The sequence below is a fragment of the Burkholderia sp. Ax-1724 genome (genome assembly GCF_011752995.1).
In the GTDB taxonomy this organism is placed as follows: Bacteria; Pseudomonadota; Gammaproteobacteria; order Burkholderiales; family Burkholderiaceae; genus Paraburkholderia.
In genome coordinates this window covers 153,389-179,057 of the sequence record NZ_VWWL01000009.1, presented here as the reverse complement: position 1 = coordinate 179,057, position 25,669 = coordinate 153,389, and the positions used below count along the sequence as shown (strand labels likewise).

Below are 25,669 nucleotides of genomic sequence, written 5' to 3'. Positions count from 1 at the left end.
CCGCCTTCGGTCCGCGCACTCCGCATAGCGCGCATTGATTCGTTCATGACACGCCATAAAGCAGCCTCGTGATCCGATCGCGCTCCGCGTGGCGCGATTTACCGGCTCGCGCCCCCGGCCATGGGCAACGCGGGTCCGGCCGCGCGGGGCTTGCGCGGCGCGGCCGGTCAAAGATACCGCTCGCGGCGCAACGGCAAACCGGCCCGCCGGAGCCTGCCCAATCTGTCGCAAGCTTGAAACACGCGCGCATGCCTGTCGCGAACCGGTGACTTCGCTAAATGCTTAGAAGTTTGTCATCTAATGTTAGATGCCACTCATAAGTGGGCTTGACCGTTTATTCTTTAGCCGCTCAAGTCAGTCCGATAACGTGCAAATCCTTTCTTTATCCATGCATGTTCGTATGGCGCTCCTGGTCGCTTTCGCTTATCGTTAAGGGGCTATGTGCCAATCAGAGCGCCGATATCAGGTCAACGAGGCAAACAAATCAGGCAGTGAGCGAGACAATCGGTTCTAGTGGTTTTCACGATTCGGGGATAAAGTCGTCGGGCAGTTTCAGCAATGAACGCTATTTGCGGCGCCATTGCCTGATTCATCCCGCATCGAGTGCGTGGCGGTTCGCACCACGCCGCTCCCGTTTCCGCGATCCGCCGCTGCCGTCTGTGCGTCGCTACCGGCTTGTCTCTGACCGTTACGCGTTGAGGGCGGCTCCGGAACCGTGCAACCGGAGCGGCCTGCAGAAGGCACAGGCGGCTGGCGCGCGCACGGCCTATCTGGCCAGTACGTCGCACAGCAGTCCTGACAGCTGTATCGAACCGGGGGAATCATGACTACCACCTGCACGCCTGCCGACACGGAGCGCACCGTTCTGTGCGTGGCGAACTCGCCCGACCCTAAGCTCGTCGAATTTCTGGCCGCGTCCGGCTGGCAAGCCGTGCATGCGAAAAGCACAGCCGCCGCCGAACGGATGATCGAACGCGGCAACATCAAGGTCGGTCTCGTGCAACTGCCCGAAGACTGCACCTCGCAGCAACTCTCCGCACTGGCCTCGTGCATGTGCGGCGTCCAGACCAACTGGGTCGCGCAGATCGTGCCGGGCCAGAGCGAGAACGAACTGGTCAGCCGCTTTATCCTCGATTACTGCTTCGACTTCGTCACGCAGCCGTGGCTCAACGACCGGCTCGTGTTCGCGCTCGGGCACGCGCACGGCCTCTCCAGCCTGCGCCAGCCGCGCATCGCGCCGGAACCCTCGCTCGGCCGGCACGGCATGGTCGGGCAAAGCGAGCCGATGCAGCAGCTTTACCGCCGCATCGACAAATGCGGCGTGACCGACGCGCCGGTGTTCATCGCGGGCGAATCGGGCACGGGCAAGGAACTGACCGCCCGTGCGATTCACGAGCGCTCGCCGCGCGCGAGCCGCCCCTTCGTCGCGATCAATTGCGCGGCGATCCCGCCGAGCCTGTTGCAGGCCGAACTGTTCGGCCATGAGCGCGGCGCGTTTACCGGTGCGCTGCAACGCAAGATCGGCCGAATCGAAAGCGCGCACGAAGGCACGCTCTTTCTCGACGAAATCGGCGACATGCCGCACGAGTGCCAGGCGGTGCTGCTGCGCTTTCTGCAGGAAGGCACGATCGAGCGGCTCGGCGGCAATGGCCCGATCAGCATCGACGTGCGCGTGATTTCGGCGACCCACGTCGATCTCGACCGCGCGGTCGAGGACGGCCGCTTCCGCTCTGACCTCTATCACCGGCTCTGCGTGCTGCGCCTCGTCGAGCCGCCGCTGCGCGAGCGCGGCGGCGACATCAAGCTGCTCGCCAACTATGCGCTCAGCATGTATCGCCAGGACGGCGCGCGCAAACTGCGCGGGCTGTCGAGCGACGCGATCGTCGCGATGTCGAACTATCCGTGGCCGGGCAACGTGCGCGAGTTGATCAACTGCGTGCGCCGCGCGGTCGTGATGAGCGAGGGCCGCTTCATCACCGCGAGCGATCTCGGCTTGCCGGAAACGCATGGCGGCCCGGCCATCACGCTCGCGGAAATCCGCAGCAAGGCCGAGAAAGACGGCATCGAACAGGCGTTGCTGCGGCACGGCTACAAGCTCTCCGATGCCGCGGCCGAACTCGGCATCTCGCGCGCGACGCTGTACCGGCTCATGCATGCGAACCGGCTGCATCAGGAGCCGGGCGGCACACGCGGCGCGCAGGGCGGCGCCGATGCCGACGACGAGGCGGAGCGGCAGGCATCGTCCGTGGCATGAGCGAGGTTTAAGCGCTTTTTTGCGCGGCGGGCCGGTCGAGGGTCATGCGGTTGAAAGCGCCTGGTGTTGTTGTCGGTGACGGCGCATGCCTGGTTGACTGCATACGCTTATCGGGTCCTGTGATCGAGTTCCGTGGCGATCGCCGCACTGAGATCGTCGCACCGTACTTGCCGCGCCGTCGCATCGCTGGAATTTTCTCCTCGGCCTGCCCCACTCCTGGGTAGCGATTCGTGCCGCGAGCCGGCATCCGCTAGTGGTCGTCCACACGCTGCTGAGCCGCCGTCACGCCCGTTTACCCGAGCGCGCCACGCCCTTTCCACCCCTCTGTTTTCCACCTGAACCGGCTCCGGGCAGGCTTCGTGCTACTTCGCCCGTAAGCCCGGGCAAGCACGCCGTCTCTGCCCGCTCCAGGCGCTCCGGGCCGTCCGGCGGACCGCCGCGCGAGGAACTTGTGCGCCCCGGCGGGTGTCGGTCCTTGGTCAGTGTCGCTGAAACACGTCCCGCATTCCGGCACAATCGTCCGCATTCGTTGCATCCCCTTGGCTTTACGGCCGCTTCAGATCTGCTTCAGACCCCATGCAAAAACTATTGCGTCTCTGGTTCTTCGTTGTCCTGCTTGCCGGCGCCGCGCCGGCCCTCTGCGCCACGCCTGCCGCCTCGCCTGCCGCCTCGCCTGCTTCCGCTGCCGCGATCAGCCTGACGCCGGAGCAGGCGCGCGAGGCACTCGCGGTACTCGACGATCCGCAGCGGCGCGCGCAAATCGCCGCTACGCTGCAGGCGATCGCCGCCGCCGACGCGCTGAGCGCGCCGCCCGCTTCCGCGCCAGCCGCTGCATCGCCCCCTGCCTCGGCTGCGGCTGCGGCCAGCGGCACGGCCTCGCTCGTACCCGACGCGTTCAAAACCAACGGTCTCGCCTCGCAGATCGCGCGCCGTGGCGCGTATTGGGCCGCGTATCTGGCGAAGTCGCTGCGCGGCTCGGTCGCGGCCTTACTCGACGTCGCCTCGGTGCGCGCCTGGTGGAACTGGCAGTTCACCAATCCGCAGGCCCGCTCGGTGCTGTTCGAAGTCCTGTGGTCGCTGCTCGCCGCGCTGATCCCGGCGCTGCTGCTCGAATGGCTGACGCGCCGGCTATTGCGGCGCGCGTACCTGGCGCTCGCGGCGCGTCGCGAGCGCACGCAACAGGATGAAGGCGGCGACAGCGCCGCGTACCCGCAGGAGATCGACGTACCGACCCGCATGCCGCCGGTGCCACCCGTGCTCGAAGCCGGGACGCAGGCCGTCGCCATCGGACCGGCCGCCGCCGAAGCAACGCCGTCCGCCGAGGAGGCCGAAGGCAAGCGCAACGCGACGCATCACTGGACGCTGCTGCAACGCCTGCCGCGCGCGCTGCTCATCACCGTGCTGCGGCTGCTGCCGCTCGCGGTCTTCGTCGGCGCGGCGGGCGCGCTGATGTCGTTCTTCACCGACACCGGCACGCCGCAGGACCGCGCGCTCGATTCGCTCGTCGACGTCTACACGCTGTGCCGCGGCATCGTGATCGTCGGCGCGTGCTTCCTGCAGCCGGGCGCGCCGCGTCTGCGGCTGCTGCGCATGGGCGACGCGTGGGCCGCGTTCGTGCTCCAGTGGATCACGCGCATCGTCGGCGTGGTCGGCGCCGGTGTCGCGCTCGCCGAAGTCGCGCAGGCGCTCGGCATGAACGACGCCGCGCATCTCGCGCTGCTGAAGGTGGTCGCGCTCGTCGGCCACGTGATGATCTCGATCCTCGTACTGCGCTGCGCGAAGCCAGTCGGCAAGCGCATCCGCCAGCGCTTCTCCACGAACGAATCGTTGCAGATGTTCGGCAACGCGCTCGCCGACGCATGGGCCTGGGTCACGGTCGTGATCGTCATGGCGCTCTGGTTCGTCTGGGCCTTCGACGTGCAGAACGGCTATCACACGCTCATGCACGTCGGCGGCATGACGCTCGCGATCCTGGTCGGCGCGCGGCTCGCGTCGATCGTGATCTTCGGCGCGCTCGCGCGTATTTTTCATGTGCAGGACGAAGCATCGCGCTCGCTCGTGCATCAGCACGCGTACCGCTATTACCCGCTGCTGCGGCGGCTCGTGAGCTGGATCATCGGCATCGTCACCGCGCTCGCGCTGTTGCAGGCATGGGGTGTGGACGTCGTCGATCTGTTCCGCACAGGCACGATCGGCCACCGGCTCGCCTCGGCGCTCGCGACGATCGGCGTGGCCGCAGTGATTGCGCTGGCCGTGTGGGAAGCCGTCAACGTGGCGGCCGAACGGCGCCTCGACAGCTGGACCGAGCGCGGCGATCTGATGCGCGCCGCGCGGCTGCGCACGCTGATGCCGATGCTGCGCAGCGCGTTGTTCTGCGTGATCGCGCTCGTCGTCGTGCTGACCGGCCTGAGCGAGCTCGGCGTGAACATCGGGCCGCTGCTCGCGGGCGCGAGCATCTTCGGCGTCGCGCTCGGCTTCGGCTCGCAAAAGCTCGTGCAGGACTTCATCACCGGCATCTTCCTGTTGATGGAAAACGCGATGCAGGTCGGCGACTGGGTCACGCTCGCGGGCGTGTCAGGCACCGTCGAATATCTGTCGATCCGCACCGTGCGGCTGCGCGGCAGCGATGGTTCGCTGTTCACGGTGCCGTTCAGTTCGGTGTCGACCGTGAACAATACCAATCGCGGACTCGGCAATGCGGCCGTGCGCGTGAGCATCGTGTTCGGCCAGGACGTGGAGCGCGCGATCGACACGCTCAAGGAAATCGGCGCGTCGCTGCGCACCGACGAGAAGTTCCAGAACGGCATCCTGTCGGACTTTGCGTTCTGGGGCGTCGATGCAGTGGACGGCTCGGCCGTCACGCTGGCCGGTCAGATGCAATGCCGCGATACGGCGCGCTGGGGCGTGCAGCGCGAATTCAACCGGCGCATCGTCGAGCGCTTCAGCGAACGCAGCATCGAGATCGCGAATCCGCAGCGTCATCTGCTGACGTGGGACCCGGAGAGCCATGCGGTGAAGACCGATCCCCGCACGCCGCACGAGCCCGGACATGGGCAGATGGAAAGCAAGGCGTCCCGCAAGGGCGACGCGCCGGTGGAAGATCAGATACCGGTCGAGCCGGGTCCGGCCGGCAATCCGGGGCCGGCGTCGCCGCATGCGTGAGACGTGCCGCGCCCCATGACGGGCGCGAGCACCCGATACCTCACGCCGTGATCCATACGACCGTCAGCGAGCGCACGCCCTGGGCGCCGCGAATCAGCACGCCTTCGATATCGGCGGTCGCGGAAGGTCCGGTGACGAGCGCCGCATAACGTGCCTCGCGAAAATCGTCGCGGCGGTAAACGTCCTGCAAGCCATCGAGCAATTGCGCCGGATCGAGCAGAACCACGAGATGCTGAACGATGTAGCCGAGCGCATTGACCACATACTCGCGCTCGCTGAACCAGACCGACCCCGTTTCGGCGACACCGAAGCGCGCTCGCACCACGCCGACCTCGACGTCCTGCAGCGAGGCCGGGGCCGTGCCCGCGGCAAGCTCGCGCGTGCCCGGTATCTCGGGCGTTGCCGAGGCAACCGAAGCCATCGCGCCGAAGCGCTCGCAAATCAATGCACTCACCTCGCTCGCGCTCGACGCTTCGACGCAGGCGCCGCCCATCGCCTCCAATGCAGCGGTGAAACGCGCGCGCGGATCGCCGCCGGCCGACTCGAAAAGCGGCACCTCGGGACGCGGCCGCGCCTCGGGCTGCGCGGCACGCACTTTCGCGAGAAAAGCCTCACGCGTTGTCATCGCCGCCTCCGCGATTCTTTTTGTACCATGCGTGAAAAGTCATCTTCGGTGCTTCCGGCAAGTCGCGTTGCTTGCCCCAGATATTGAGCGGGTTGTAGAGCACGAAATTCGGCAAGCGCCGCAATGCGCCGCCCATCGACGACACCGTCGCGCGATACAAGGTCGGACTCGCGAGCAGACGCCCCGCCATCTTCAGGACTTCCTGCTTCACGAACGGGACTTCGTGGCGCTCGGCGATCACCGTGCGCCATTTGTAGATCTGCTCGTGAATATTGATCTTCACCGGACACACGTTGCTGCAACTGCCATTCAGCGTCGAGGCGAACGGCAAGGCGCTATAGCGTTTCAGATCGAAAGTCGGATTGATGATCGCGCCGATCGGCCCCGAATAGGTGCCGCCATACGACAACCCGCCGCTGCGCCGATACACGGGGCACGTATTCATGCACGCGCCGCAGCGAATGCATTTGAGCGAGTACCAGAAGTCCTCCATCGCGAGCCGCTCCGAACGGCCATGATCGACGAGGATGAAATGCATCTCGGTGCCGGGACGTGGCGCACGAAAATGCGACGTGTACTGCGTGATCGGCGAACCCAATGCGCTGCGCGACAGCATGCGGACGAACACGCCGAGGTCCGATACTTGCGGAATCAGCTTCTCGATGCCGATCGACGCGATATGCAGCGGCGGCACGTTCGCCGAAAGGTCCGCATTGCCCTCGTTCGTGCAGACGACCACCGTGCCCGTTTCCGCCACCGCGAAATTGCAGCCGGTCATGCCGGCCGTCTTTTCGCGCACGAAATACGGCCGCGTATTCATGCGCTGGCTTTCGGCGAGATAGTGAATGTCGCTATTGTCCGGATCGGTGCCGATCGTACGGCCGAACAGTTCGGCCACGTCCGCGCGCAGCTTGTGCACGGCGGGCACGACCATATGGCTCGGGTCCTGATGATCGAGTTGCTGGATGCGTTCGCCGAGATCCGTTTCCATCACCGTGATACCGCGCGGTTCGAGGTATTCGCGCATCCGGCATTCGTCGGTCAGCATCGACTTGCTCTTCACGAGCGTCGTCATGCCGCGCTCGGACATCAGCTGATGGACGATCGCGTTGTGCTCCTCGGCGGTGGCGGCCCAATGCACGATCACACCGTTCGCTTCGGCCGCCGCCGCAAACTGTTCGAGATAGTCGGCCAGATGCGACAGCGTATGTTCCTTGATGCCCGACGCGAGCACGCGCAGCGTTTCCCATTCGGCGATGCCGTGCGCCTGCGCGTCGCGCTTCTCGCGCAAGTCCCATAGACGCCGATCGTGAAACGCGACGTGCTCGGTCTTTTTGATGAACGCGCCCGCGGCCTTGGCGTGATCGATGCGGCTCATGCGCGCGCTCCATTGAGAACCTGCGCAATATGGATGAAGCGCGCCTCGGCCTGCATGCGTTCCGCGCAGCCCTGCTGATGCATCAGGCACGACATGTCGCCCGAAACGATGTACTCGGCGCCCGCATTCAGATGATCGCGCACCTTGTCCTGCCCCATGCGCACGGACACTGCCTCTTCCGTAACCGAGAACGTGCCGCCGAAACCGCAGCATTCGTCGGGCCGCGCCGGCTTGACGAACTCGATGCCCTTCACGCCTTCGAGCAAAGTACGCGGCTTCGAAAACGGCGTGCCCCTGATTTCCGACACCGACGCCTCCTTCAGATGCCGCAGCGCGCTGCAGCTATTGTGCAGACCGACGCGATGCGGAAACTCGGCCCAGGGAAATTCCCGCGCGCCGACCACGTCATGCAGAAACTCGACCAGTTCATAGGCACTCGCCCGCACCTTCTTCACTGCGTCGGTCTGTTCGAGCGCGGTCAGATGTTCGCGCACGTGATGAATGCAGCTCGCGGACGGCCCGACGATATAGTCGTAGCCCGCGAAATTGCGCGCAAAAAGCCGCTCGGTGGCGGCCGCGTCGGCATGCGCGCCGCTATTGGCCATCGGCTGGCCGCAGCAGGTTTGCTCGCGCGGATAGTCGACCTCGATGCCGAAGCGTTCGAGCAGTTCCAGCGTGGCGATGCCCACTTCCGGATAGAACGCGTCGATAAAGCACGGGATAAACAGCGCGACTTTCATAGGCTTTTTAAAAAGGCGGGGATGACGCCAATCGGACCGTGGCCGGCATGGCCGCCACCGGCAGCAGTGGCGACTTCGGCTCACTTGGTCATGTTGGTCTGACCAAGACTATAAGAAAGTCCACGAGTGGTGTCAATCGGTGTCAATCCGTTCCGTGGCGCTCTGGCCCGCGTGCTTCGCCGCTACGCGCGAGCTGCGGGGAATCGGGCATTCATGCCGGCGACGGCTTTGCCGCGTCTTCCTTATAGATTTCACGCACGAACGCCAGATGCCGCTCGGCGGCCTTGCGCGCCTTTTGCGCATCGCGTGCGATCACGGCGTCGTAAATCGCCTGATGCTGAGCCATCAACTGCTTTTCCATCGCGTCATCGTAATCGATCAAGCGATGATATTGCCGCATACCCTCGCGAATCAGCGTATGAATCCCGTGCATCACATGAGCGAGCGCGACGTTGTGCGTGGAGTCGGCAATCGCGAGGTGAAACGCGGCGTCGAGTTCGGCGAGGCTCGTGCGATCGCGCGACAGCGAAGCGGCCTTCAGCGCCTCGAACGCCGTGCCGATCCGCTCGAGGTCCGCGGCGGTCGCGCGCTGCGCCGCGTAGACGGTCGAAATCGCTTCGAGCCCCTGGCGCAACTCCAGAATGTCGGCACTGGTACGCGGATTCTGCAGCAGCAGTTCGGCAAGCGGCTTCGAAATAATCGGCGCGGTGACGTCGACCACCGTGAAGCCGCCCCGCCCCGACGTTTCGATATAGCCGTCCGCTTCGAGCCGGATCAGCGCCTCGCGCAGCGACGGCCGCGATACGCCGAGCTGCGCCGCGAGATCGCGCTCGGCGGGCAGACGGTCGCCGGGCATCAGCGTGCCTTCCGAGATCAGTTGCTTGACCTGGTCGGACACCACGTCGGAAATGCGTTTGCGCGTAAAAGACGGGATCGGAGTGAATGGCATGGGCGGCGATCGGTGAAACCGGTGGGTGGAGCAAGCGGCGGCGGCCTGCCCCACGGTGCGTGGAATTATACCTTTCGACTCCACGCCGATTTCATGCGCGCGACACGCTTTCGTGCGGACACTCAATGCGGCTGCGCGGCGTAGAAGCTCGCCAGATCGTGCTTGAGCGCATGCAGCGCGGCATCGTCGAGATAGATCATGTGTCCGGTCGGATAGTACGTGATGCGCACGTTCTCGCGCAGCGGCGAATCGATGCCGAGATGCGCCAGCGCATACTCGGTCGCGTAGAACGGCGTAGCGAGATCGAAGTAGCCGTTCAGCGACATCACGCGCAACTGCGGGTTCTGCCGCATCGCCTCGGCCAGATCGCCGGCCGGGTACGGCAACTGCAAGCGCTCGCCCCACCACTCGCGATGCTTCCAGTCCCATTGGCGCAGCGCGTCGTCGTTGAAAACCTCGTAGCGGTCCGCCGGCGTGAAGTGCAGGTCTTCCGCGAAATGCCGATGCAGCGCCGCGTCGAATGCGCTCGAGATACCGCTCACCGACGCATCGAAGTCGGGATGCTCGTTGGCGTCGTCGAAGTCGATGCCTTCGAAACGCGCGTCGTAACGGCCGACGGTGCGCGAGCGGTCGCGCAGCAACTCGCTGCGAAAACGCGACGGATAAAGCCGCAGACGATTGCGCTTCACATAGCCCACGTCGAGCCCGGTGAAGTACGCAATGCGCGCGGCAATCGCATCGCGCTCGGCATCGGGCAATGCATCGCCGCGCGCAAGGGCCTGTGCGTAAGGTCCCCGCGCGAACGCGCGCGCTTCGTCGAGAAACGCCGGCAAGCTCGCGGGCTTCGGCGTGATCTTGTCGTGATACCACGCGATAGCCGCGAAACTCGGCAGATAGCTCTCGCTCTTTAAATCGAAGCCCGGCGAGAACGCCGACGCATCGAGCACCGACGACATCAGGATCACGCCGTTCAGCGCGATATTGTTCTGTCCGAGCTTGTACGCGAGCATCGCGGCGCGCGCGGTGCCATACGATTCGCCGAGCAGATACTTCGGCGAATCCCAGCGCTGGTTCACGGTCAGATAGCGATCGATGAACTGCGCGAACGCGTTGAGGTCTTCGTCGACGCCCCAGAAATCCTTGCCCGTGCCATGCCCGACGATCCTCGACAGGCCCGCGCCGACCGCGTCGATAAAGACGAGGTCGGTCGTGTCGAGCAGACTGTCGGGGTTGTCTTCGAACGTGTACGGCGCGGGCGGCGTGCTCGCGGGACTCGCGGTGCGTACGCGCTTCGGTCCGAACGAGCCCATCATCAGGAACACGCTGCCGGCGCCGGGGCCGCCGTTGAACAGGAAGGTGACGGGTCGCGTCGCCGGCGTTTTGCCCGGCACCGTGTAGGCGACATAGAAGACACTGGCGTTGGCCGCGCCGGTCTTGTCATGCAGCAGCAGATTGCCGGCCGTCGCGGTGTAGTCGAGCTTGCGGCCATCGAGCCGCAGCGAATGCGTGGTGACGCTCGTGGTTTCCGGCGGGACGGGAATGGCGGGCGTCGATGGTTTGCCGTCGTGTTGTGTGGCATCCGTGGTATCCGTGGCATGCGATGTTGCCGTGGCGTCCGAGGCATTCGTTGCTGCTTGCGTATTCCATTGTGAAGCCGAATGTTTGCGCGGCTCCGTACCGGTGCGCGAGGTCGTGGCGTTCGGCTCGCCCGCATTGCCGGGCGTGGGCTGATTCGCGGCGGGTCCGGACGCCGCGCGCTCCACCGCCTGCGCGCTTTGCGTTGCATTCGGCAAATCGCCAGGGGTGGCCGCCATGCTTCGTTCACTGAACGACGCCAGGGTGACGATGGAAAACGTCGCCGCCAGCGCTGCGACCGGCCATCCCGCCGCATGGAAGCGGTGCAACGAAACACGGAAACGAAGGATCATGAAGTTCCCCAACCACGAGTCGAGACGCGCCGGAATTGCCGGATGAGGCGCGGGCAGAAGTGCGGAAAGCAGCGCTGCAAGAAGCGCCGGATGAGGCCTCGTCAATCCGCTTCAGGAACGCACCCGGCGCTCGATTCTTGACGCAAGTCCGCGCGACGTCAACCGTCCTGTCATTGCGGGCGCGACATTACAAATGGCTTCTGCCGCGCCGCGACCTCGCACGTATGTCGTGCATCGTGCAGAATCGAAGATGCCGTCTTGCCGAGCGTTGCCCATGGAGCAACCGGTACAGGATGCATGCGACGCTGCCACGCTGCCGCCCCGGCTTTCGCGTACCGCACCTGCCGCAGGAACAGCCCAACGCGCTCACGCTCAACGCATGGGAAGAAGGCCGCCGCAAAGAGGTGCTATCGCGCATGTGCGGGCATACGGCATCACGCTTGCCAGCGAGCCGCCCTATGTCTATTGAAAGACGCCGAGTGAGCCTATCTCGTGACCGGCTACGGCGAATGCGTGGACAGATTCTTTGCATTCGGATTTTTCGAACTCGCACGCCGCTCCGGTTCCTTTCCGCCCGAACTCATCGATGCGTTCGAACCGGTCATGCAGGAAGAGTGCCGTTATATTCTGCTGTTCGCGAACTGGGTCGCATGGCATCGTGCCAGGCTTTTTGGGTGGCAGCTCATCTGCTTCGAGATCGAGTTTGTGGCTGTGTGGGGCTGCCCCGGCTGGGAGCGCATCGGCCTCGCGCGCACGATGGATCACGAGGAGTCTGGGTGGCGCGGCTCACGCGCGAGCCGACGATGATAGTAAGGAACGCGCGATCAGGCGCGTTGCGCCTGAACCTGCCATCAGAACTGCCGGCGCAATTCCGCCGGCGGCACCTTCATCAAATGCCGATACTTCGCCACCGTGCGCCGCGCGACGAGCACGCCCTGATCGGCCAGCATCTTCGCGAGCGTCACGTCGGAGAGCGGATCGCGCGTGTTCTCGGCGGCGATCATCTCCTTGAGCAGCGCGCGCACCGCGGCGGCCGAACAGGTGCCGCCGCTTTCGGTGCCGAGTTCGCGCGGGAAGAAATGCTTGAATTCGAAAATGCCGCGCGGCGTGGCCATGTATTTGTTGCCCGTTGCACGCGAGATCGTCGATTCATGCAGACCGAGTTCGTCCGCGACGTCGCGCAACACCATCGGCTTCAGCGCGATTTCGCCGTACTGGAAGAACGCTTTCTGATGCGCGACGATGCACTCGGCGACGCGTTGAATCGTATCGAAGCGCTGCTGCGCATTGCGGATCAGCCAGCGCGCTTCCTGTAACTGCTGCGCGAGCGGCGAACGGCTCGCGCCCGCCGACTGCGCGAAAAGCCGCGCATACATGCGATGGATCCGCGCGCGCGGCTGCACGGCCGGATTGACCGACACGACCCACTTGTTGCGCGCCTGACGCACGATCACGTCGGGCACCACGTAGTTGTCCTCGGCGCGGCCATAGCAATTGCCGGGCTTCGGATCGAGCTTGCGCACGAGCATGCAGGCCACGCGCAACTCTTCCGCGCCGCAGCCGATCTGCTTTTGCAATTCGGCCTGCTCGCGGCGCGCGAGACGTTCGAGATGATGCTCGACGATCTGCCGCGCCACCTCGCGTCCGGGCGTATCGTCGGGCAATGCGTTGATCTGCAGTGCGAGGCATTCCGACAGCGAACGCGCGCCGAGCCCCGGGCGATCGAGCGACTGCACGAGACGCAGTGCAACGAGCAGGTCTTCCTCGGTCAAGGCCGGTTCGAGTTCGACGCTATCGGCCACGCTGTCGGCAAGATCGGCAAGCGATTGCCGCAGATAGCCGTCGTCGTCGAGCGCCTCGATGATGAAGCGCGCCACCGCGCGGTCGCGGTCGTCGAGCCGGTAAAGACGCAGCGCATCGTGCAACTGCTCGCGCAAGGTCGGCTGCGAGCGGGCCCAATCGGCCGGATCGCTGCCATCGGCATCGCCGTTCTGACGTGTCGACGTGCGAGCGCCGTAGTCGCCCGAAAAATCGCCGGGCATGTCGTCCTGACCTGTACTTTCCAGCGTGTCGCCATCGGCGTTTTCGGCGGGCAACGCACCGGGTTCGGCGGCGAGCGTATCGGCCGCGGGCAGCGCGCCCGCTTCTTCGGCCGGCGACGTCGTGGCTAGCGCGACGTCTTCCGTTTCCGACGAATCGTATTCGAGGAACGGATTCGTATCGAGTGCCGTGCGCAATTCCTGCTGAAACTCCAGCGCCGACAGTTGCAGAAGGCGCACCGATTGCTGAAGCCGAGGCGTCAGTGCAAGCGATTGCCTCGTACGTAATTCGATGGAAGGCATTGGCGTGAGATTCCGTTCGTTGATAGCCGTAACAGCCAAGGGCCAGGAAAGCTGCTTTCGCTCATTGGAGCAACTGTCGTACCAGGTTTCTCAAGCTGCTGTTTTATTTACGCTTTGGCTATTCGGGCTCGCGTATCTGCATAGGCGGGAGACGCCCTTTTTTACAAGCGCCCTGAAATTTCCGGTCCACGTTATCGGACGACCACGCGAAACTCGACGCGTATCGTTCATGCACTCATCCTCGGCCACGAACCCGATGCCGCGACGCTTTTTCGACAGCGATACGTGTGCATGAGTCGTCTGCACGAACGTGGTTGGCACACTGCTTGCAGCCCGATTCGGCATGACGGATGTGAGCTTCGGCCAATAGAAAAGTCCCTGCAAGCGTCGCATTCGGTGTCGAGCGATGGCGAAAAACGGGCCCCGATGGAGTCGTCGTGGCAACGGCTCTACGTGGATCATCAGCGATTTCGGCCACGATCGGTCACCAGCAACAAAACCGTCCATTCTCATCAACACCCGAAGGAGAAACCATGAAGACGATCCAGCTTCTGAAGACCGCGAGCAGCATCGCTGTCGTCGCATTCGCCCTGAATGCCACCGCACAGACCGCGACGACGGCGCCGTCCGCGTCATCGGAAACCATCGGCGAGCACATCGACGACGGCGCCATCACGACCAAGGTCAAGGCGGATCTGCTCGCGGCGAAGAACGTCAAGTCGACGCATAACCCTGCAGATAGACACGCCCGGTGAGTTGGGTGATCTGCTCGCGCACCAGTTGTTCTTCGTACAGGCCGTCGCCGAGACGCTTCTCCACGCTCTGCGGATTCAGGCCAAGCTGACCTAGCATGTAGTCCGACGAGATGAAGCCCGTATAGCTCGTCAAACGCGGATCGGTTACGACCAGATACGACGCATCGGGTGCGCTCGCGAACGTATAGAGTCCGCTCTTCGGCAGGCTCAGGTTCAACGAGCCGCTACTGCCCGCAACCGTCTGTGGTGCCTTGACCTGGGTCCCCTTCATCAGCTGGTTGGCGCCGAGCGTGCCACCCGTCGCTCCGGTCGCGGAGTTCTCGGCCGCAACGTTGGTGTTATTCACGTCCGTCGCGCTGATCTGCGTGATCGTGCCACCGTGATTGACGAGGTTCGTACCACTGAGCGAAAGCTGCGCCGCATCGAGCGTCGCCGTGCTGGTATCGATCGTTTGCGCGGCCGACACATCGAGCGCGCCATGGGCGATGGTCCGGCTGCCGGCGAGCATTACATCGCTGCCCCGCAGCGTCGCGTTGCCGCCCGCCATGTTCTGGCCCGTCGCCGACAGCGTGCCGTTTGCAGAGAGATCCAGATCACCCGACTGTGCAACCGGGCCGTCGTCGTTGATGCCCGCGCCGAGCGAACCGGTGGAGGCGATGCTGCCCGCGTTCACCGTGAGCCCCTGCTGCGCGGCCAGCGTGCCGCTATTGACGAGCGTGCCGGACGTATTGATCGACACCGACTGACGCGCCGAGGTCGTGCCGCTGTTGTCGACTCCATCTGCCGCCGACACCGAGAGATTGCCGCTTGCGCCCGTCGTGCCGCTGAGCACCAGCTTGCCCTGCGTGGTCAGCGTGAGGTCGCCCGCCTGCGCCTCGATGACGCCCGCGTTCGACACGCCGACTCCCTTCTCATTGCCGACGAGCACGATCCGGTTCGCGTACATGCCGCCAAGCTGGCTCACGTCGATCGAGACGCCTTGCGATGCGCCGTTAGCCGCGATCGGCGTGGCCGCCAGCGTGTCGTGATCGACCTGGTTCGCGCCGGTCACGACATTGAGCGTATTGGCGTAAATCGCGGCATTCGCCTGCACCGCGCGCGCAATCAGATCGACCTGATCGATGTTGCGCGTATTGAGCCCCGCACCCTGCACGGTGATGTTGCCGCCCGCCACGTCGAAGCCGGTCAGATTGCCGCTGGCGTCGAGCCGTGGCGTGCCGGTCGTCAGAATGCCGCGCGTCGTATTGATGAAGCCGCCGCCATCGACGACGATGCCCGAGCCGTTCGCCACCACCACTTCCGCTTTATTGCCGGCGACTTCGAGATAACCACGCAATTGACTCGGTGAATTGCTATTGACCTGATTCAGAATGATCCGCGCCGATTGTCCCGGCGACAGATCCGGATTGCCATTGATCTGCCCCGCCTGCTGCGTCTGAACGATGGTCGGCGAGTTATTCAGAATCACGCCCGGCTTTTGCACGTCGAATTGCGAATACGTGTTGACCGAACCCCCCGCGCCACCCGGCTTGTTGATATTGACTTGCGGCAAACCGTTCTGCGTCTGGATGACCGTTGGCGCATGCGCACCCGAGGGCACGATCTGCGCATTCGAAAACTCGGGCGTAAATCCGGACAGCACGAGCACGGCAAAAACTGCGTGACGCATCGCGAAAAGAGTCATGCGTCGATTTGAGACGGACGGAAGAGTTTCCCCTTGACATACATTGCCGTGGCCAATGGCCGTTTCTGCAACTGCAACGGGCATATCCCGAAGCCGGCTATAGACGAGCCGAAAAGTATTCCTGTTCATCTTTAGGAAGCGTGTTTTTTTAACCGCCTCAAAATACCGCATACATCAATTTTATTCTTTTAATAAAAGTTAATTGCACACGAATCAGAAAATAAAAATACAAATAGGAATTGTCCGATTGACATTTAAAAATACAATTAAATAAAAATTCGACAATAAATATCAGACACTCCAACAATTAAAATCAAGAAAACATCATCAAATCTCATGCACCCACCAAGATCATCATTTTTATTTATTAACGAGATGGCAATAAGTTAATTCGTGCGATAGCTACCACTCAGCTGCACAAAAAAACGGCCCGAATCCATCGAGCCGTTCTATTCATACCGCCGCCCCAACCTACGCCCGCTTCTCCACAAACTCATTGAACGGCTCCGGCGTTTTCGAAGGATCGAAATCGGCCCAGCGTCCCTGCTGCCAGCGCCCGGTCGCCTTTTCGATCGCCATGCCCCCGGCCTCTCGCAACACGCGCGCGGCTTCGAGCTGATTGTCCTGCGACACGTGCACGGCGACCAGCACGCCGGAATCGCGCAACTCTTCGTGATACGGCACCCTGTACCCCGTTTTTGCGTGCTCGCGCGTGCGCGACATCGCGCCCGCCAGCGACCCGGCATACGCGCCGACCCCGGCCGCGATCAGCGAAACGAGCAGCGGGGCCGAAAACGCCGCGAAGATCGCGACGCCGACGACTGCGCCCATCACCGCGCCGATCGTCACGCCCATTCCCGTGCCTTTGGGCGCGTCGCGCGCGCCGGGGTCGGTGCCCATATTGCCGCCGATCGGATGATGCGCGTGCTGGCCGCGCGGATTGACGAAAAACAGCGTCACGTCTTCTTCGACGAACCCGGTATTGAAGAGCTTTTGCGCGGCGTTTTCCGCGGTGGGAAAAGTCGTAAAGCGTGCTGCAACGATGAGTGACATATCGCCTCCTTATCGATGAAAGGCGTTCACGGCCCCTGTCCGCGCCTTTGCATGGCGCATCGAGAAAGCGCGGCGCTGCGGCACGCGAGCGCGCTATGCCGCAGCGCCGCGATCCGGCTCCAGGCCTTCGACTCGGAACAGTCCGCTATGCAACACTACGCCTTCTCCGTCGTTCTGGTCGAGCGCTTCCGCGCAGACCGAACGGATGCGCTGGCGCCCCCTGTCGAACGCCTCCATCAAGGCCGGTTCGAGCGCCGAATCGGCACCGAAATGATCTTCGAGCGCCTCGGCGGTAATCGCGCACACGACCGGCTCGCCATGCACGCGCGCGATGAAGCAAACCGTCAGATTCGCCCCGTCGAAAACGGGTTGCTCATCGGGGAAAATGATCTGCATAAAGGAATCCTCATAAGCAGGCCGCGGCAGGGTCGCGTTCATGACGAGCCCTTCATCTTGCCGGCGAGCTGACGCGCCATGTCGAGGTGATGCCGGATGGTCGGCAGCGCATGCGCGACCGCGGCCTTCAGTTGCGCATCGGTGCCGCTCGCGCGTTGCTGCTGGAACAGATCGACCGCGCGCTGATGCGCCTCCACGCCGATCTGCTCGACGTAAGCCTGATCGAACACAGTGCCCTTTAGCGTTTGCAGCTTGCCGACCAGCGCCGAATCCGCCGACGGCGCCAACTTGAAGCCCTTCTTCGCGACGAGCGCCGCCATGCCCTGCGAGAGCTTCGTGTGGTCGGCGATCATTTGTCGTGCGAACTTCCTGACCTGCGGATCGTGCGAATTTTTCAGCGCGACTTCGCTTGCGGCGATTTCGGTCGTATCGGACGTCGAAGCTTCGAGCACGAACTGCTGATCGGCGGGAGAAAGTGTCGTGCCGCCAACCGGCGCGGCGCCGGTCGGGGCCTCGCTTGCCTGCGCATGGACGGTGCCGGTCGATGCGACGCCGATGCCCGCCACGGCCAGCGCCATCGTCAACACTTGTAGGGAATACCGGAATGTCATGCATTTTCTCCCTGTTGACACACCATGCTGATACATCGAAGCGGCGGCGCTTGCAGACCATCGCTCTCGCTCATGCAACCCCTTGTGCTTCGTCGTTCGCGCGATCGGCGTTTGCTCGTTATGCATTTGCATGACGGCCCCCTTTGCTAAAGCGTTGGGAGCAAAACACGTGCCCATATCCGGCGAGGCGTTCTGCCGCGCGAGGTCACGCGATGCGGGCTATTCGCACATTGCGGAGCGAAATCGAAGCCGCGTTGATATCGGGCATCTTGTGTATTTCGCGCATCGGTAATGTCGAACGTCGAAGGAGCGATCGTTGCCCGATCGTCGGCACATCGACCCACCTCGCTCAGGGATTTGATAAGGATCACTGCTCGTTGATGGCGGACCGCACGCCAGCCACCTCGGTACACCAAACCAGGCACTCCGGCTGCGAGCCGCACCGGTCCAACGCTCCATATGCGGCTCATCGGAACCTCGACCTCGCCACGACCCTGCCCGCCGCCTTCGCACGAGCCCGCGCACAAACTCAAGCTTGAGCGCCCCGAAGCGGAGTCGCTAGAATACGGCACCTCCATGCTGCGGCAAGGCGCCTTCATTCGATGACTCCCTCCGACGATTCACGGCAATCCGCGCGTACGTCCACCGCCGACGCCCTGTTCGCTTTCCTCAAGACGCTGCCGCTCGGCGACCGGCTCATCGAAGGCGGCTTCATGGCCGTGCAGGCGGTGGCGGGCGCGAGTCTCGCGTTCGCGATCGGCCGCGCGCTGCATACGGAACAGGCGTTCTGGGCCGCGATCACCGCGATCGCGGTCAGCCAGCACAGTTATATCGACACGCGCAAGCTCTCGCGCGACCAGTTCATCGGCGCAATGGTCGGCGGCGTGTGCGGTCTCCTCGGCACGCTCGCGGGCGGCGGTCATTTCGCGGTCTATGCGGCAACGGTGGCCGTCGCGATCATGATCTGCTGGGTCGTCAACGTGGGCAGCGCGGCGCGGCTGGGCGGCGTCACCGCGACGATCATGCTGCTCGTGCCCGGCATCGGGCCCGTGTGGGACAAAGCGTTTCTGCGGCTCGCCGAAGTGACGCTCGGCACCGTCTGCGCATTGCTGGTCGCATGGCTCATGTCCTCGCTCGAACGGCGTGCGTTCGGCAAATCCGGACAATCCGGCTAGCGTTGCACGCCAGCGCCGCCGCGAGGTTCGCGGCGAACCCGGCCATCGGCACCGCGGCATGCCCTGACGCCCAGCGGCATCTCATCAGGTTTCCGAAGCATCGTCCGCTTGCGCGCGGCGCCGGTAGCGTCCGGGCGTCATGCCGACGCTTTGTGCGAACGCCTTGCCGAATGCCGCTTCCGATTGATAGCCGACCGCCTCGCCGATCTCCGCCGCGCTGCGGCGCGTGCGCAACAGCAGATCGCTCGCGATCGTCATGCGAATCCGCGTGAGAAAGTCCATCACGGTCACGCCCGCGCGCTCGTTGAAACGACGCGCGTAGGTCGCGCGCGACATCGCCGCGCGCTCGCCGAGTTCGGCGATCGTCCAGGCACGCTCGGGCGCATCGAGCATCGCCTGCACCGACGCGCCAAGCCGCGCGTCGGTCAGCAGTGCGAGCACGCCGGTGCTCTGCGCCGCATGCTCGCCGTATACGCGCAACGCCATCGCGAAGAGCGCGTGGCTCAGCGCGGTGACGATCGCGAACGCACCGGGTTGACGGCGCTCCGCCTCGCCGCGCATCAGCGCGATCACCGTTTGCAATGTGCCGAGCGTCCGCGCGCCACCGAGCGATACGTGCAACGGATCGGGCAGCGCGTCGAGCAGCAGCGCCGACGAACCCGGCGCGTAGACGAAGCGACCGCACAGCAGATCGACGTCGGGCTCATCGGGCAAGGCGGCGTCGCCGGATTCGCGAGCCGCCGCGGCGCGGTCGTTGCGCCGCACCGGCAGCATGCCGTCATGCCCGAGCGCCAACGGCGCGGCGCCGGCCGAACGCCCCAGGTCGCGCACGCGATGCGCCGCGCCGCGCGGAAACAGCACGAAGTCGCCGGCCTGCAATTCGACGGCGCCGCCCGCGGTGTCGATCGCGCACGCGCCGCCGAGCACGAGGTGAAACGGCGCGATGCCCGCTTCCATCGGCGCGTGATCGATATCGAACGCGCCCGAGAGCATGCAGCGCAAGTCGAGGCTCGCTTGCGGACGGGCGAGGTCGATCAGCCGGCTGAGTGTGTCCATGAGACGCCCGCGCTAAAAGTTGAGCGAACCGAGTATTCGGGATATCGCGGCGGCGCGCAATACTTTCTCCCACGACGCCGGCATCCGCCGGTGCGCCACAGACCAAGGAGCACTGCCATGTTGAACTGGATCGATTACCGCAAGGAACTGTTCGGCCGTATCGGCGAGATGTCGAAGCTCGCGCCGGACACCGTGAAGGCCTATCGGGCGATGTCGGGCGCCGGCCAGAAGACCGACACGCTCGGCGCGAAGACGCGCGAACTGATTGCGCTCGCGGTCGCGGTCAGCCTGCGTTGCGACGGCTGTATCACCGTGCACACGGCCGAGGCGCTGAAACACGGCGCGACGCGCGAGGAAATAGCTGAAGCGCTCGGCGTCGCGATGGCGGTCAACGCGGGCGCGACGCTCGTGTACTCGGCCCGCACGATGGACGCCGTGGCGGCTTATAGCGAGGACGCCGCGAAGTAATCGGCGGATGCCTGGGCGCAAGGTCAGGCCACGCAAATCCCGGCGTGCCGCGCAAAAGTCGCAAAAAACTGCGAGACTGACTCCGACGCCGAACGATTCGATATGACGCGCCGCGACAAAATCCGGGCCGCCCGCCTCGCATCGCATCGCCACTGGATATGCCGCGCGCCGCCCTCATCTAGACGAGCATGACTTCTTCGACCAGGACTTCTGCCGCGCTCGACGCGACTCCGCACGCGAGGCAATCCCGCTCGCGCGCGAGCCCTGCGCGGCCCGCGGTGAAACCCGCGCCGACGCAGCGCGCGCTGGACGGCGCGCTGGACGGTTTTCATCCGGCCGTCGCCGGCTGGTTCCTGAAGACGTTTGCCGCGCCCACCGACGCCCAGGCCGCCGCCTGGCCGTCGATCCGCAGCGGTCGCTCGACGCTGGTCGCCGCGCCGACCGGCTCCGGCAAGACGCTCACCGCGTTCCTCTCGGCACTCGACGAACTGGTCCAGCAAGGACTCGCGAACGGCGGCACGCTGCCCGACGAAACGCTCGTGGTTTACGTCTCGCCGCTCAAGGCGCTCTCGAACGACATCCGCCTGAATCTGCAGATGCCGCTCGCGGGCATCGCCGCCGAACTCGACGCGCTCGGCCTGCCGCCGCTCGAGATCCGCACGGCCGTGCGCACCGGCGACACCACGCAACAGGAACGCAACGCACTGAAAAAACGCGCGCCGCACATTCTCGTCACCACGCCCGAATCGCTCTACGTGCTGCTCGGCTCCGATTCGGGGCGGCGCATGCTGGCGACGGCGCGCACGGTGATCGTCGATGAAATTCATGCGCTCGCGGGCAGCAAGCGCGGCAGCCATCTCGCGCTCAGTCTCGAACGACTCGACGCGCTGTGCGAGCGGCGCTTGCCGCGCATCGGTCTTTCCGCGACGCAAAAGCCGGTCGATGCGGTGGCGCGTTTTCTGGTCGGCGGAACCGGTATCGAACACGGCTCGCCCGTGGATTGCGCGATCGTCGACGTCGGCCATGTTCGCGCGCGCGACCTCGCGCTCGACATCCCGCCCGTGCCGCTCGAAGCGGTGATGCCGAACGAAGTGTGGGAGCGCGTCTACGATCGCCTCGCCGAACTCGTCGCGCTGCATCGCACGACCCTGGTGTTCGTCAACACGCGCCGCATGGCCGAACGTGCCGCGCGGCATCTCACGGAACGGCTCGGCAAGGAGGCGGTTGCCGCGCACCACGGCAGCCTCGCGAAAGAACATCGTTTCGATGCCGAGCAGCGCCTCAAACGCGGCGAATTGCGCGTGCTGATCGCGACTGCGTCGCTCGAACTCGGCATCGATATCGGCGACGTCGATCTGGTCTGCCAGATGGGTTCGCCGCGCGCGATCGCGCCGTTTCTGCAGCGCGTCGGACGCTCGGGCCATCACGTCGGCGGCATGCCGAAGGGGCGGCTCTTTCCGGCGTCGCGCGACGATCTGCTCGAATGCGCGGCGCTGCTCGATTGCGTGCGGCGCGGCGAACTCGACGCGCTAAGGATTCCGCGCGCGCCGCTCGACGTGCTCGCGCAGCAGATCGTCGCGGAAGTATCGAGCACCGAGTGGAGCGAGGACGCACTGTTCGAGATGATCCGCCGCGCCGCGCCGTATGCCGAACTGGAGCGCGAGCAATACGACGCGGTGCTGCGCATGCTCGTCGACGGCTACACGAGCCGCCAGGGGCCGCGCGCCGCCTATGTGCATCGCGACGCGGTCAGCGGCACGCTGCGCGGCCGGCGCGGCGGCAAGCTCGTCGCCGTCACCTCGGGCGGCACGATTCCCGAGAACGCCGACTACGCGGTCGTGCTCGAACCGCAGGCAATCAACATCGGCACCGTCAACGAGGACTTCGCGGTCGAGAGCCTGGCCGGCGACGTGTTCCAGCTCGGCAATGCGTCGTACCGGATTCTGCGCATCGAGAGCGGCCGCGTGCGTGTCGAGGACGCGCAGGGGCAGCCGCCGAACATTCCGTTCTGGCTCGGCGAGGCGCCGGGGCGCAGCGATGAACTGTCGTTCGCGGTCGCGCGCTTGCGCGAGCAGATCGAGCGGCTGCTTACGGAGCGCGAGCCGGGGGCGCTGGGGGTGGCGAAGTCGGTGGGAGTCGACGTTAAGGCAGAAGTCAGCGCAAAAGCCGAGGCGGAGATCGAAGCGGAAGCCGCGACCGGCGCGACAATAGCTGCACCGGCAAAAGCGGCTGCGAAAACCCGGCGCAAAGCCAAGGCAACAGCCGCGATTGAACAGCAGGCGCAACCCGTTGCGACCCACGCAGTCGCATCGCCAGCACCTGGTGACGATAAATGCGCAAACGCGGTTGCAAACCCGGTTGCAACCGCAACCGCGACGAACCCGCCCGCGAGCGCAACCCTCACGACCTCCACGCCAGCCGGCTCGCCGCGCATCGACCACGCCGTCGCCTGGCTCATCGACCACCTCGCGCTCGACGAACCCGCCGCGCGCCAGATCGTCGACTACCTCGCGCGCGCCCGCGCCGCGCTCGGCGTGCTGCCGACGCAGAACACGCTCGTGATGGAGCGCTTCTTCGACGAATCGGGCGGCACGCAGCTCGTGATCCACTCGCCGTTCGGCAGCCGCGTGAACCGCGCGTGGGGGCTCGCGCTGCGCAAGCGCTTCTGCCGCAGCTTCAATTTCGAGTTGCAGGCGGCCGCGACCGAGGACGCGATCGTGCTGTCGCTGACCGGTAGCCATTCGTTCGTGCTCGACGACGTATGGCGCTATCTGCATTCGAACAGCGCCGAGCATCTGCTGATCCAGGCGCTGCTCGACGCGCCGCTTTTCGGCGTGCGCTGGCGCTGGAACGCGACGACCTCGCTCGGTTTGCCGCGCTACACGGGTGGCCGCAAGACCGCACCGCAACTGCAACGGATGCGCAGCGAAGATCTGCTCGCGAGCGTGTTTCCCGAGCAGGCCGCGTGTCTCGAAAACATCGTCGGCGAGCGCGAAGTGCCGCGTCACCCGCTCGTCGACCAAACTATCGACGACTGCCTGCACGACGCGATGGACAGCGAACGCTGGCTCGCGCTGCTGCGCCGCATCGAGCACGGCGAGATGCGGCTCGTCGCGCGCGATCTGCCGGCGCCCTCGCCGCTTGCCGCCGAAATCCTGACTGCGAAGCCGTACGCCTATCTCGACGACGCGCCGATCGAGGAACGCCGCACTCTGGCGGTGCAAAACCGCCGCTGGAGCGATCCGTCGAGCACCGACGACCTCGGCGCGCTCGACGCCGCCGCGATCGACAGCGTGCGCGACGAAGCTTGGCCGCAGGCGCGCAACGCCGACGAAATGCACGAAGCGCTGACGGGTCTCGCCTGCATCACCGAAGCCGAGGCGCAAGCGTATGAAGAATGGCCGGCGTTGCTCGCATCGCTCGCGCAAGCCGGACGCGCCACGCGCATGCCACTCGCCGCTCGCCCAAACGCAAACGCAAACGCCGGCACGGCCACCCGCGACGCGCTGTGGCTGCCCGCCGAACGCCTCACCTGCTTCGCCGCGCTTTACCCCGGCATTCCGCGCGAGCACTACGCGCCGCAACTGAGCGCGCCGAAGGGCTACACCGGTAGCTGGAACGCCGACGACGCGCTCGTCGACGTGCTGCGCGCGCGTCTGACCGGCTTCGGCCCGCTCACGGTCGAGGCAATCGCACAGCCGCTCGGCCTGCCCGCGCACCAGGTCGAGCAGGCGCTCGTGCGGCTCGAAGCCGAAGGCTATCTGCTGCGCGGCCGCTTCACGCCGCAAGGCAGCGTCGAGGAATGGTGCGAGCGGCATCTGCTCGCGCGCATTCATCGCTACACGGTGCGGCGTCTGCGGCGCGAAATCGAGCCGGTCGAGCGGCACGACTTCATGCGCTTCCTGTTCGAGTGGCAGCATCTGACGCCGGACACGCGCGCCGAAGGCCGCGATGCGCTTGCGGCCGCGCTCGATCAGCTCGAAGGTTTCCAGGCCGCGGCCGCCGCCTGGGAAGAAGACATTCTGCCGGCACGCGTGCGCGCCTATGCCAATAGTTCGCTCGACGAACTATGCCGCTCCGGCAAGCTCGTCTGGACGCGCCTGACCGAACGCGCGCGCGGCACCGCCGGTCCGATCCGCAGCACGCCGATCGTGCTGCTGCCGCGCGCCGAGGTCCGCACGTGGCGCGCGCTGCTCGATCCCGCGCGGCAGATGGAATTGTCGGCGCTCGCGCAAAGCGTGTACGACGCGCTCGCGCAGCACGGCGCGATGTTTTTCGACGAACTGCTCGCGGAAATTCGCGTGCTACGGATGGAGCTCGAAGGCGCGCTCGGCGAACTGGTCGCCGCGGGACTCGTCAACTCCGACAGCTTCGCGGGCCTGCGCGCGTTGCTCAAGCCGGTCACGAAGCGCAACGCGTTTTCGAGCGGCCGGCGCGCGCGATCGGGCGCGCTGATCGGCGGCATGGACGACGCGGGGCGCTGGGCGCTCGTGAGCCGCCGCCCAGCCGCCGATACCGCCGCAGCCAGCGAGGCGGCCCACGCAACCGGCAGCGACGTCAAAGCGGCGGAAAACCTGCCCCAACGTCGTCGCCCGTTGCCGCCCGAGGTGCTCGAACATGTCGCGATGACACTGTTGCGTCGCTATGGCGTCGTATTCTGGCGCGTGCTCGAACGCGAAGCAGAATGGCTGCCGCCGTGGCGCGATCTGCTGCGCGTGTTCCAGCGGCTCGAAGCGCGCGGCGTGATCCGCGGCGGACGTTTTGTCAATGGACTCGCCGGCGAGCAGTTCGCCTTGCCCGAGGCGATTCCGCTGCTGCGCGAAGTGCGGCGGCATGCGAACGACGGAGCTTTTGTCTGTGTTGCCGGCACGGACCCGCTGAATCTCGCGGGCACGCTGCTGGTGGGCGAGCGCGTGCCGGCGGTCGCGGGAAACCGCGTGCTGTATCGCGACGGCGTGGTTGCGGCCACGCTCGTGGCCGGCAAGTTCTGCTTCGACGCCGCGCTCGATGTGCATCCCGTCGAACGGGAACGGGCGCGTGCCCTGCTTGCACGGAAGTTGTGAAGGCGTTGCTGAAAACACGGCTTGGCGCGG

The 25,669-nt window shown here is 65.1% G+C and carries 16 protein-coding genes and 2 pseudogenes; 7 read left to right on the top strand and 11 right to left on the bottom strand.

Going from position 1 to position 25,669, the window contains the following annotated elements:
• The first annotated feature begins 823 nt into the window (after positions 1–823).
• Both F3J19_RS12750 and F3J19_RS12745 read left to right on the top strand, forming a co-directional pair.
• The gene (locus F3J19_RS12750) at positions 824–2,254 is read left to right on the top strand and encodes a sigma-54 dependent transcriptional regulator (RefSeq protein WP_167041694.1); all 1,431 of its coding nucleotides are present in this window, start codon (positions 824–826) and stop codon (positions 2,252–2,254) included.
• A 576-nt stretch (positions 2,255–2,830) separates the two neighbouring features.
• Positions 2,831–5,416, top strand: coding sequence for a mechanosensitive ion channel domain-containing protein (locus tag F3J19_RS12745; RefSeq protein ID WP_167041690.1), 2,586 nt, complete (start codon positions 2,831–2,833; stop codon positions 5,414–5,416).
• A 40-nt stretch (positions 5,417–5,456) separates the two neighbouring features.
• Here F3J19_RS12745 and F3J19_RS12740 read toward each other — a convergent pair whose 3' ends face one another.
• From F3J19_RS12740 to F3J19_RS12720, 5 genes are all read right to left on the bottom strand, one after another.
• Positions 5,457–6,041, bottom strand: coding sequence for an LUD domain-containing protein (locus F3J19_RS12740; protein ID WP_167041687.1), 585 nt, complete (start codon positions 6,039–6,041; stop codon positions 5,457–5,459).
• Positions 6,028–7,419, bottom strand: coding sequence for a lactate utilization protein B (locus F3J19_RS12735; RefSeq protein WP_167041684.1), 1,392 nt, complete (start codon positions 7,417–7,419; stop codon positions 6,028–6,030). The genes F3J19_RS12740 and F3J19_RS12735 overlap by 14 nt, the downstream gene beginning before the upstream one ends.
• Positions 7,416–8,159 (bottom strand): (Fe-S)-binding protein, encoded by a 744-nt coding sequence (locus F3J19_RS12730; RefSeq protein ID WP_167041681.1) that lies wholly within the window; start codon positions 8,157–8,159, stop codon positions 7,416–7,418. The genes F3J19_RS12735 and F3J19_RS12730 overlap by 4 nt, the downstream gene beginning before the upstream one ends.
• Before the next feature lie 211 nt (positions 8,160–8,370).
• Complete coding sequence (locus F3J19_RS12725; RefSeq protein WP_167041678.1) at positions 8,371–9,108, bottom strand: FadR/GntR family transcriptional regulator; 738 nt, start codon at positions 9,106–9,108, stop codon at positions 8,371–8,373.
• 122 nt (positions 9,109–9,230) lie between these two features.
• Positions 9,231–11,036 (bottom strand): peptidase S10, encoded by a 1,806-nt coding sequence (locus tag F3J19_RS12720; RefSeq protein WP_167041675.1) that lies wholly within the window; start codon positions 11,034–11,036, stop codon positions 9,231–9,233.
• A 492-nt stretch (positions 11,037–11,528) separates the two neighbouring features.
• Between F3J19_RS12720 and F3J19_RS12715 the strand changes: the two genes are divergently transcribed.
• Positions 11,529–11,843, top strand: coding sequence for a hypothetical protein (locus tag F3J19_RS12715; protein WP_240158910.1), 315 nt, complete (start codon positions 11,529–11,531; stop codon positions 11,841–11,843).
• A 44-nt stretch (positions 11,844–11,887) separates the two neighbouring features.
• Here F3J19_RS12715 and F3J19_RS12710 read toward each other — a convergent pair whose 3' ends face one another.
• Positions 11,888–13,378 (bottom strand): RNA polymerase factor sigma-54, encoded by a 1,491-nt coding sequence (locus tag F3J19_RS12710; protein ID WP_167041672.1) that lies wholly within the window; start codon positions 13,376–13,378, stop codon positions 11,888–11,890.
• 533 nt (positions 13,379–13,911) lie between these two features.
• Here F3J19_RS12710 and F3J19_RS12705 point away from each other — a divergent pair.
• Positions 13,912–14,106: pseudogene (locus tag F3J19_RS12705) on the top strand (transporter); the annotation flags it as partial.
• A 391-nt stretch (positions 14,107–14,497) separates the two neighbouring features.
• Here the strand turns inward: F3J19_RS12705 and F3J19_RS12700 are convergent.
• The 4 genes and pseudogenes from F3J19_RS12700 to F3J19_RS12685 form a co-directional block, all read right to left on the bottom strand.
• Positions 14,498–15,946 (bottom strand): annotated as a pseudogene (locus F3J19_RS12700) (filamentous hemagglutinin N-terminal domain-containing protein); the annotation flags it as partial.
• 342 nt (positions 15,947–16,288) lie between these two features.
• Complete coding sequence (locus F3J19_RS12695; RefSeq protein ID WP_167041666.1) at positions 16,289–16,870, bottom strand: hypothetical protein; 582 nt, start codon at positions 16,868–16,870, stop codon at positions 16,289–16,291.
• Between the two features lie 93 nt (positions 16,871–16,963).
• The gene (locus F3J19_RS12690) at positions 16,964–17,308 is read right to left on the bottom strand and encodes a DUF1488 domain-containing protein (RefSeq protein WP_167041663.1); all 345 of its coding nucleotides are present in this window, start codon (positions 17,306–17,308) and stop codon (positions 16,964–16,966) included.
• Positions 17,305–17,877: a DUF4142 domain-containing protein gene (locus F3J19_RS12685; protein ID WP_167041660.1), complete on the bottom strand. Its 573-nt coding sequence runs from the start codon at positions 17,875–17,877 to the stop codon at positions 17,305–17,307. Before F3J19_RS12685 ends, F3J19_RS12690 begins: the two co-directional genes overlap by 4 nt.
• Before the next feature lie 602 nt (positions 17,878–18,479).
• Here F3J19_RS12685 and F3J19_RS12680 point away from each other — a divergent pair.
• Complete coding sequence (locus F3J19_RS12680) at positions 18,480–19,052, top strand: FUSC family protein (protein ID WP_167041657.1); 573 nt, start codon at positions 18,480–18,482, stop codon at positions 19,050–19,052.
• Positions 19,053–19,136: 84 nt separating this feature from the next.
• On the opposite strand, the gene F3J19_RS12675 is transcribed toward F3J19_RS12680, so the two are convergent.
• Entirely contained in the window at positions 19,137–20,108 is a 972-nt protein-coding gene (locus F3J19_RS12675; RefSeq protein ID WP_167041654.1) for an AraC family transcriptional regulator, read from the bottom strand.
• A 117-nt stretch (positions 20,109–20,225) separates the two neighbouring features.
• Here F3J19_RS12675 and F3J19_RS12670 point away from each other — a divergent pair, with 117 nt between their 5' ends.
• Together F3J19_RS12670 and F3J19_RS12665 are read left to right on the top strand one after the other, a co-directional pair.
• Positions 20,226–20,576: a carboxymuconolactone decarboxylase family protein gene (locus tag F3J19_RS12670; RefSeq protein WP_167041651.1), complete on the top strand. Its 351-nt coding sequence runs from the start codon at positions 20,226–20,228 to the stop codon at positions 20,574–20,576.
• A 188-nt stretch (positions 20,577–20,764) separates the two neighbouring features.
• Positions 20,765–25,639 (top strand): DEAD/DEAH box helicase, encoded by a 4,875-nt coding sequence (locus F3J19_RS12665; protein ID WP_240158909.1) that lies wholly within the window; start codon positions 20,765–20,767, stop codon positions 25,637–25,639.
• Positions 25,640–25,669 lie beyond the last annotated feature (30 nt).

Bases quoted from the DNA above. Each gene is read 5' to 3' on its own strand.
- F3J19_RS12750 (WP_167041694.1), top strand. From the start codon at position 824: ATGACTACCACCTGCACGCCTGCCGACACGGAGCGCACCGTTCTGTGC.
- F3J19_RS12745 (WP_167041690.1), top strand. From the start codon at position 2,831: ATGCAAAAACTATTGCGTCTCTGGTTCTTCGTTGTCCTGCTTGCCGGC.
- F3J19_RS12740 (WP_167041687.1), bottom strand. From the start codon at position 6,041: ATGACAACGCGTGAGGCTTTTCTCGCGAAAGTGCGTGCCGCGCAGCCC.
- F3J19_RS12735 (WP_167041684.1), bottom strand. From the start codon at position 7,419: ATGAGCCGCATCGATCACGCCAAGGCCGCGGGCGCGTTCATCAAAAAG.
- F3J19_RS12730 (WP_167041681.1), bottom strand. From the start codon at position 8,159: ATGAAAGTCGCGCTGTTTATCCCGTGCTTTATCGACGCGTTCTATCCG.
- F3J19_RS12725 (WP_167041678.1), bottom strand. From the start codon at position 9,108: ATGCCATTCACTCCGATCCCGTCTTTTACGCGCAAACGCATTTCCGAC.
- F3J19_RS12720 (WP_167041675.1), bottom strand. From the start codon at position 11,036: ATGATCCTTCGTTTCCGTGTTTCGTTGCACCGCTTCCATGCGGCGGGA.
- F3J19_RS12710 (WP_167041672.1), bottom strand. From the start codon at position 13,378: ATGCCTTCCATCGAATTACGTACGAGGCAATCGCTTGCACTGACGCCT.
- F3J19_RS12695 (WP_167041666.1), bottom strand. From the start codon at position 16,870: ATGTCACTCATCGTTGCAGCACGCTTTACGACTTTTCCCACCGCGGAA.
- F3J19_RS12690 (WP_167041663.1), bottom strand. From the start codon at position 17,308: ATGAACGCGACCCTGCCGCGGCCTGCTTATGAGGATTCCTTTATGCAG.
- F3J19_RS12685 (WP_167041660.1), bottom strand. From the start codon at position 17,877: ATGACATTCCGGTATTCCCTACAAGTGTTGACGATGGCGCTGGCCGTG.
- F3J19_RS12680 (WP_167041657.1), top strand. From the start codon at position 18,480: ATGACTCCCTCCGACGATTCACGGCAATCCGCGCGTACGTCCACCGCC.
- F3J19_RS12675 (WP_167041654.1), bottom strand. From the start codon at position 20,108: ATGGACACACTCAGCCGGCTGATCGACCTCGCCCGTCCGCAAGCGAGC.
- F3J19_RS12670 (WP_167041651.1), top strand. From the start codon at position 20,226: ATGTTGAACTGGATCGATTACCGCAAGGAACTGTTCGGCCGTATCGGC.
- F3J19_RS12665 (WP_240158909.1), top strand. From the start codon at position 20,765: ATGACTTCTTCGACCAGGACTTCTGCCGCGCTCGACGCGACTCCGCAC.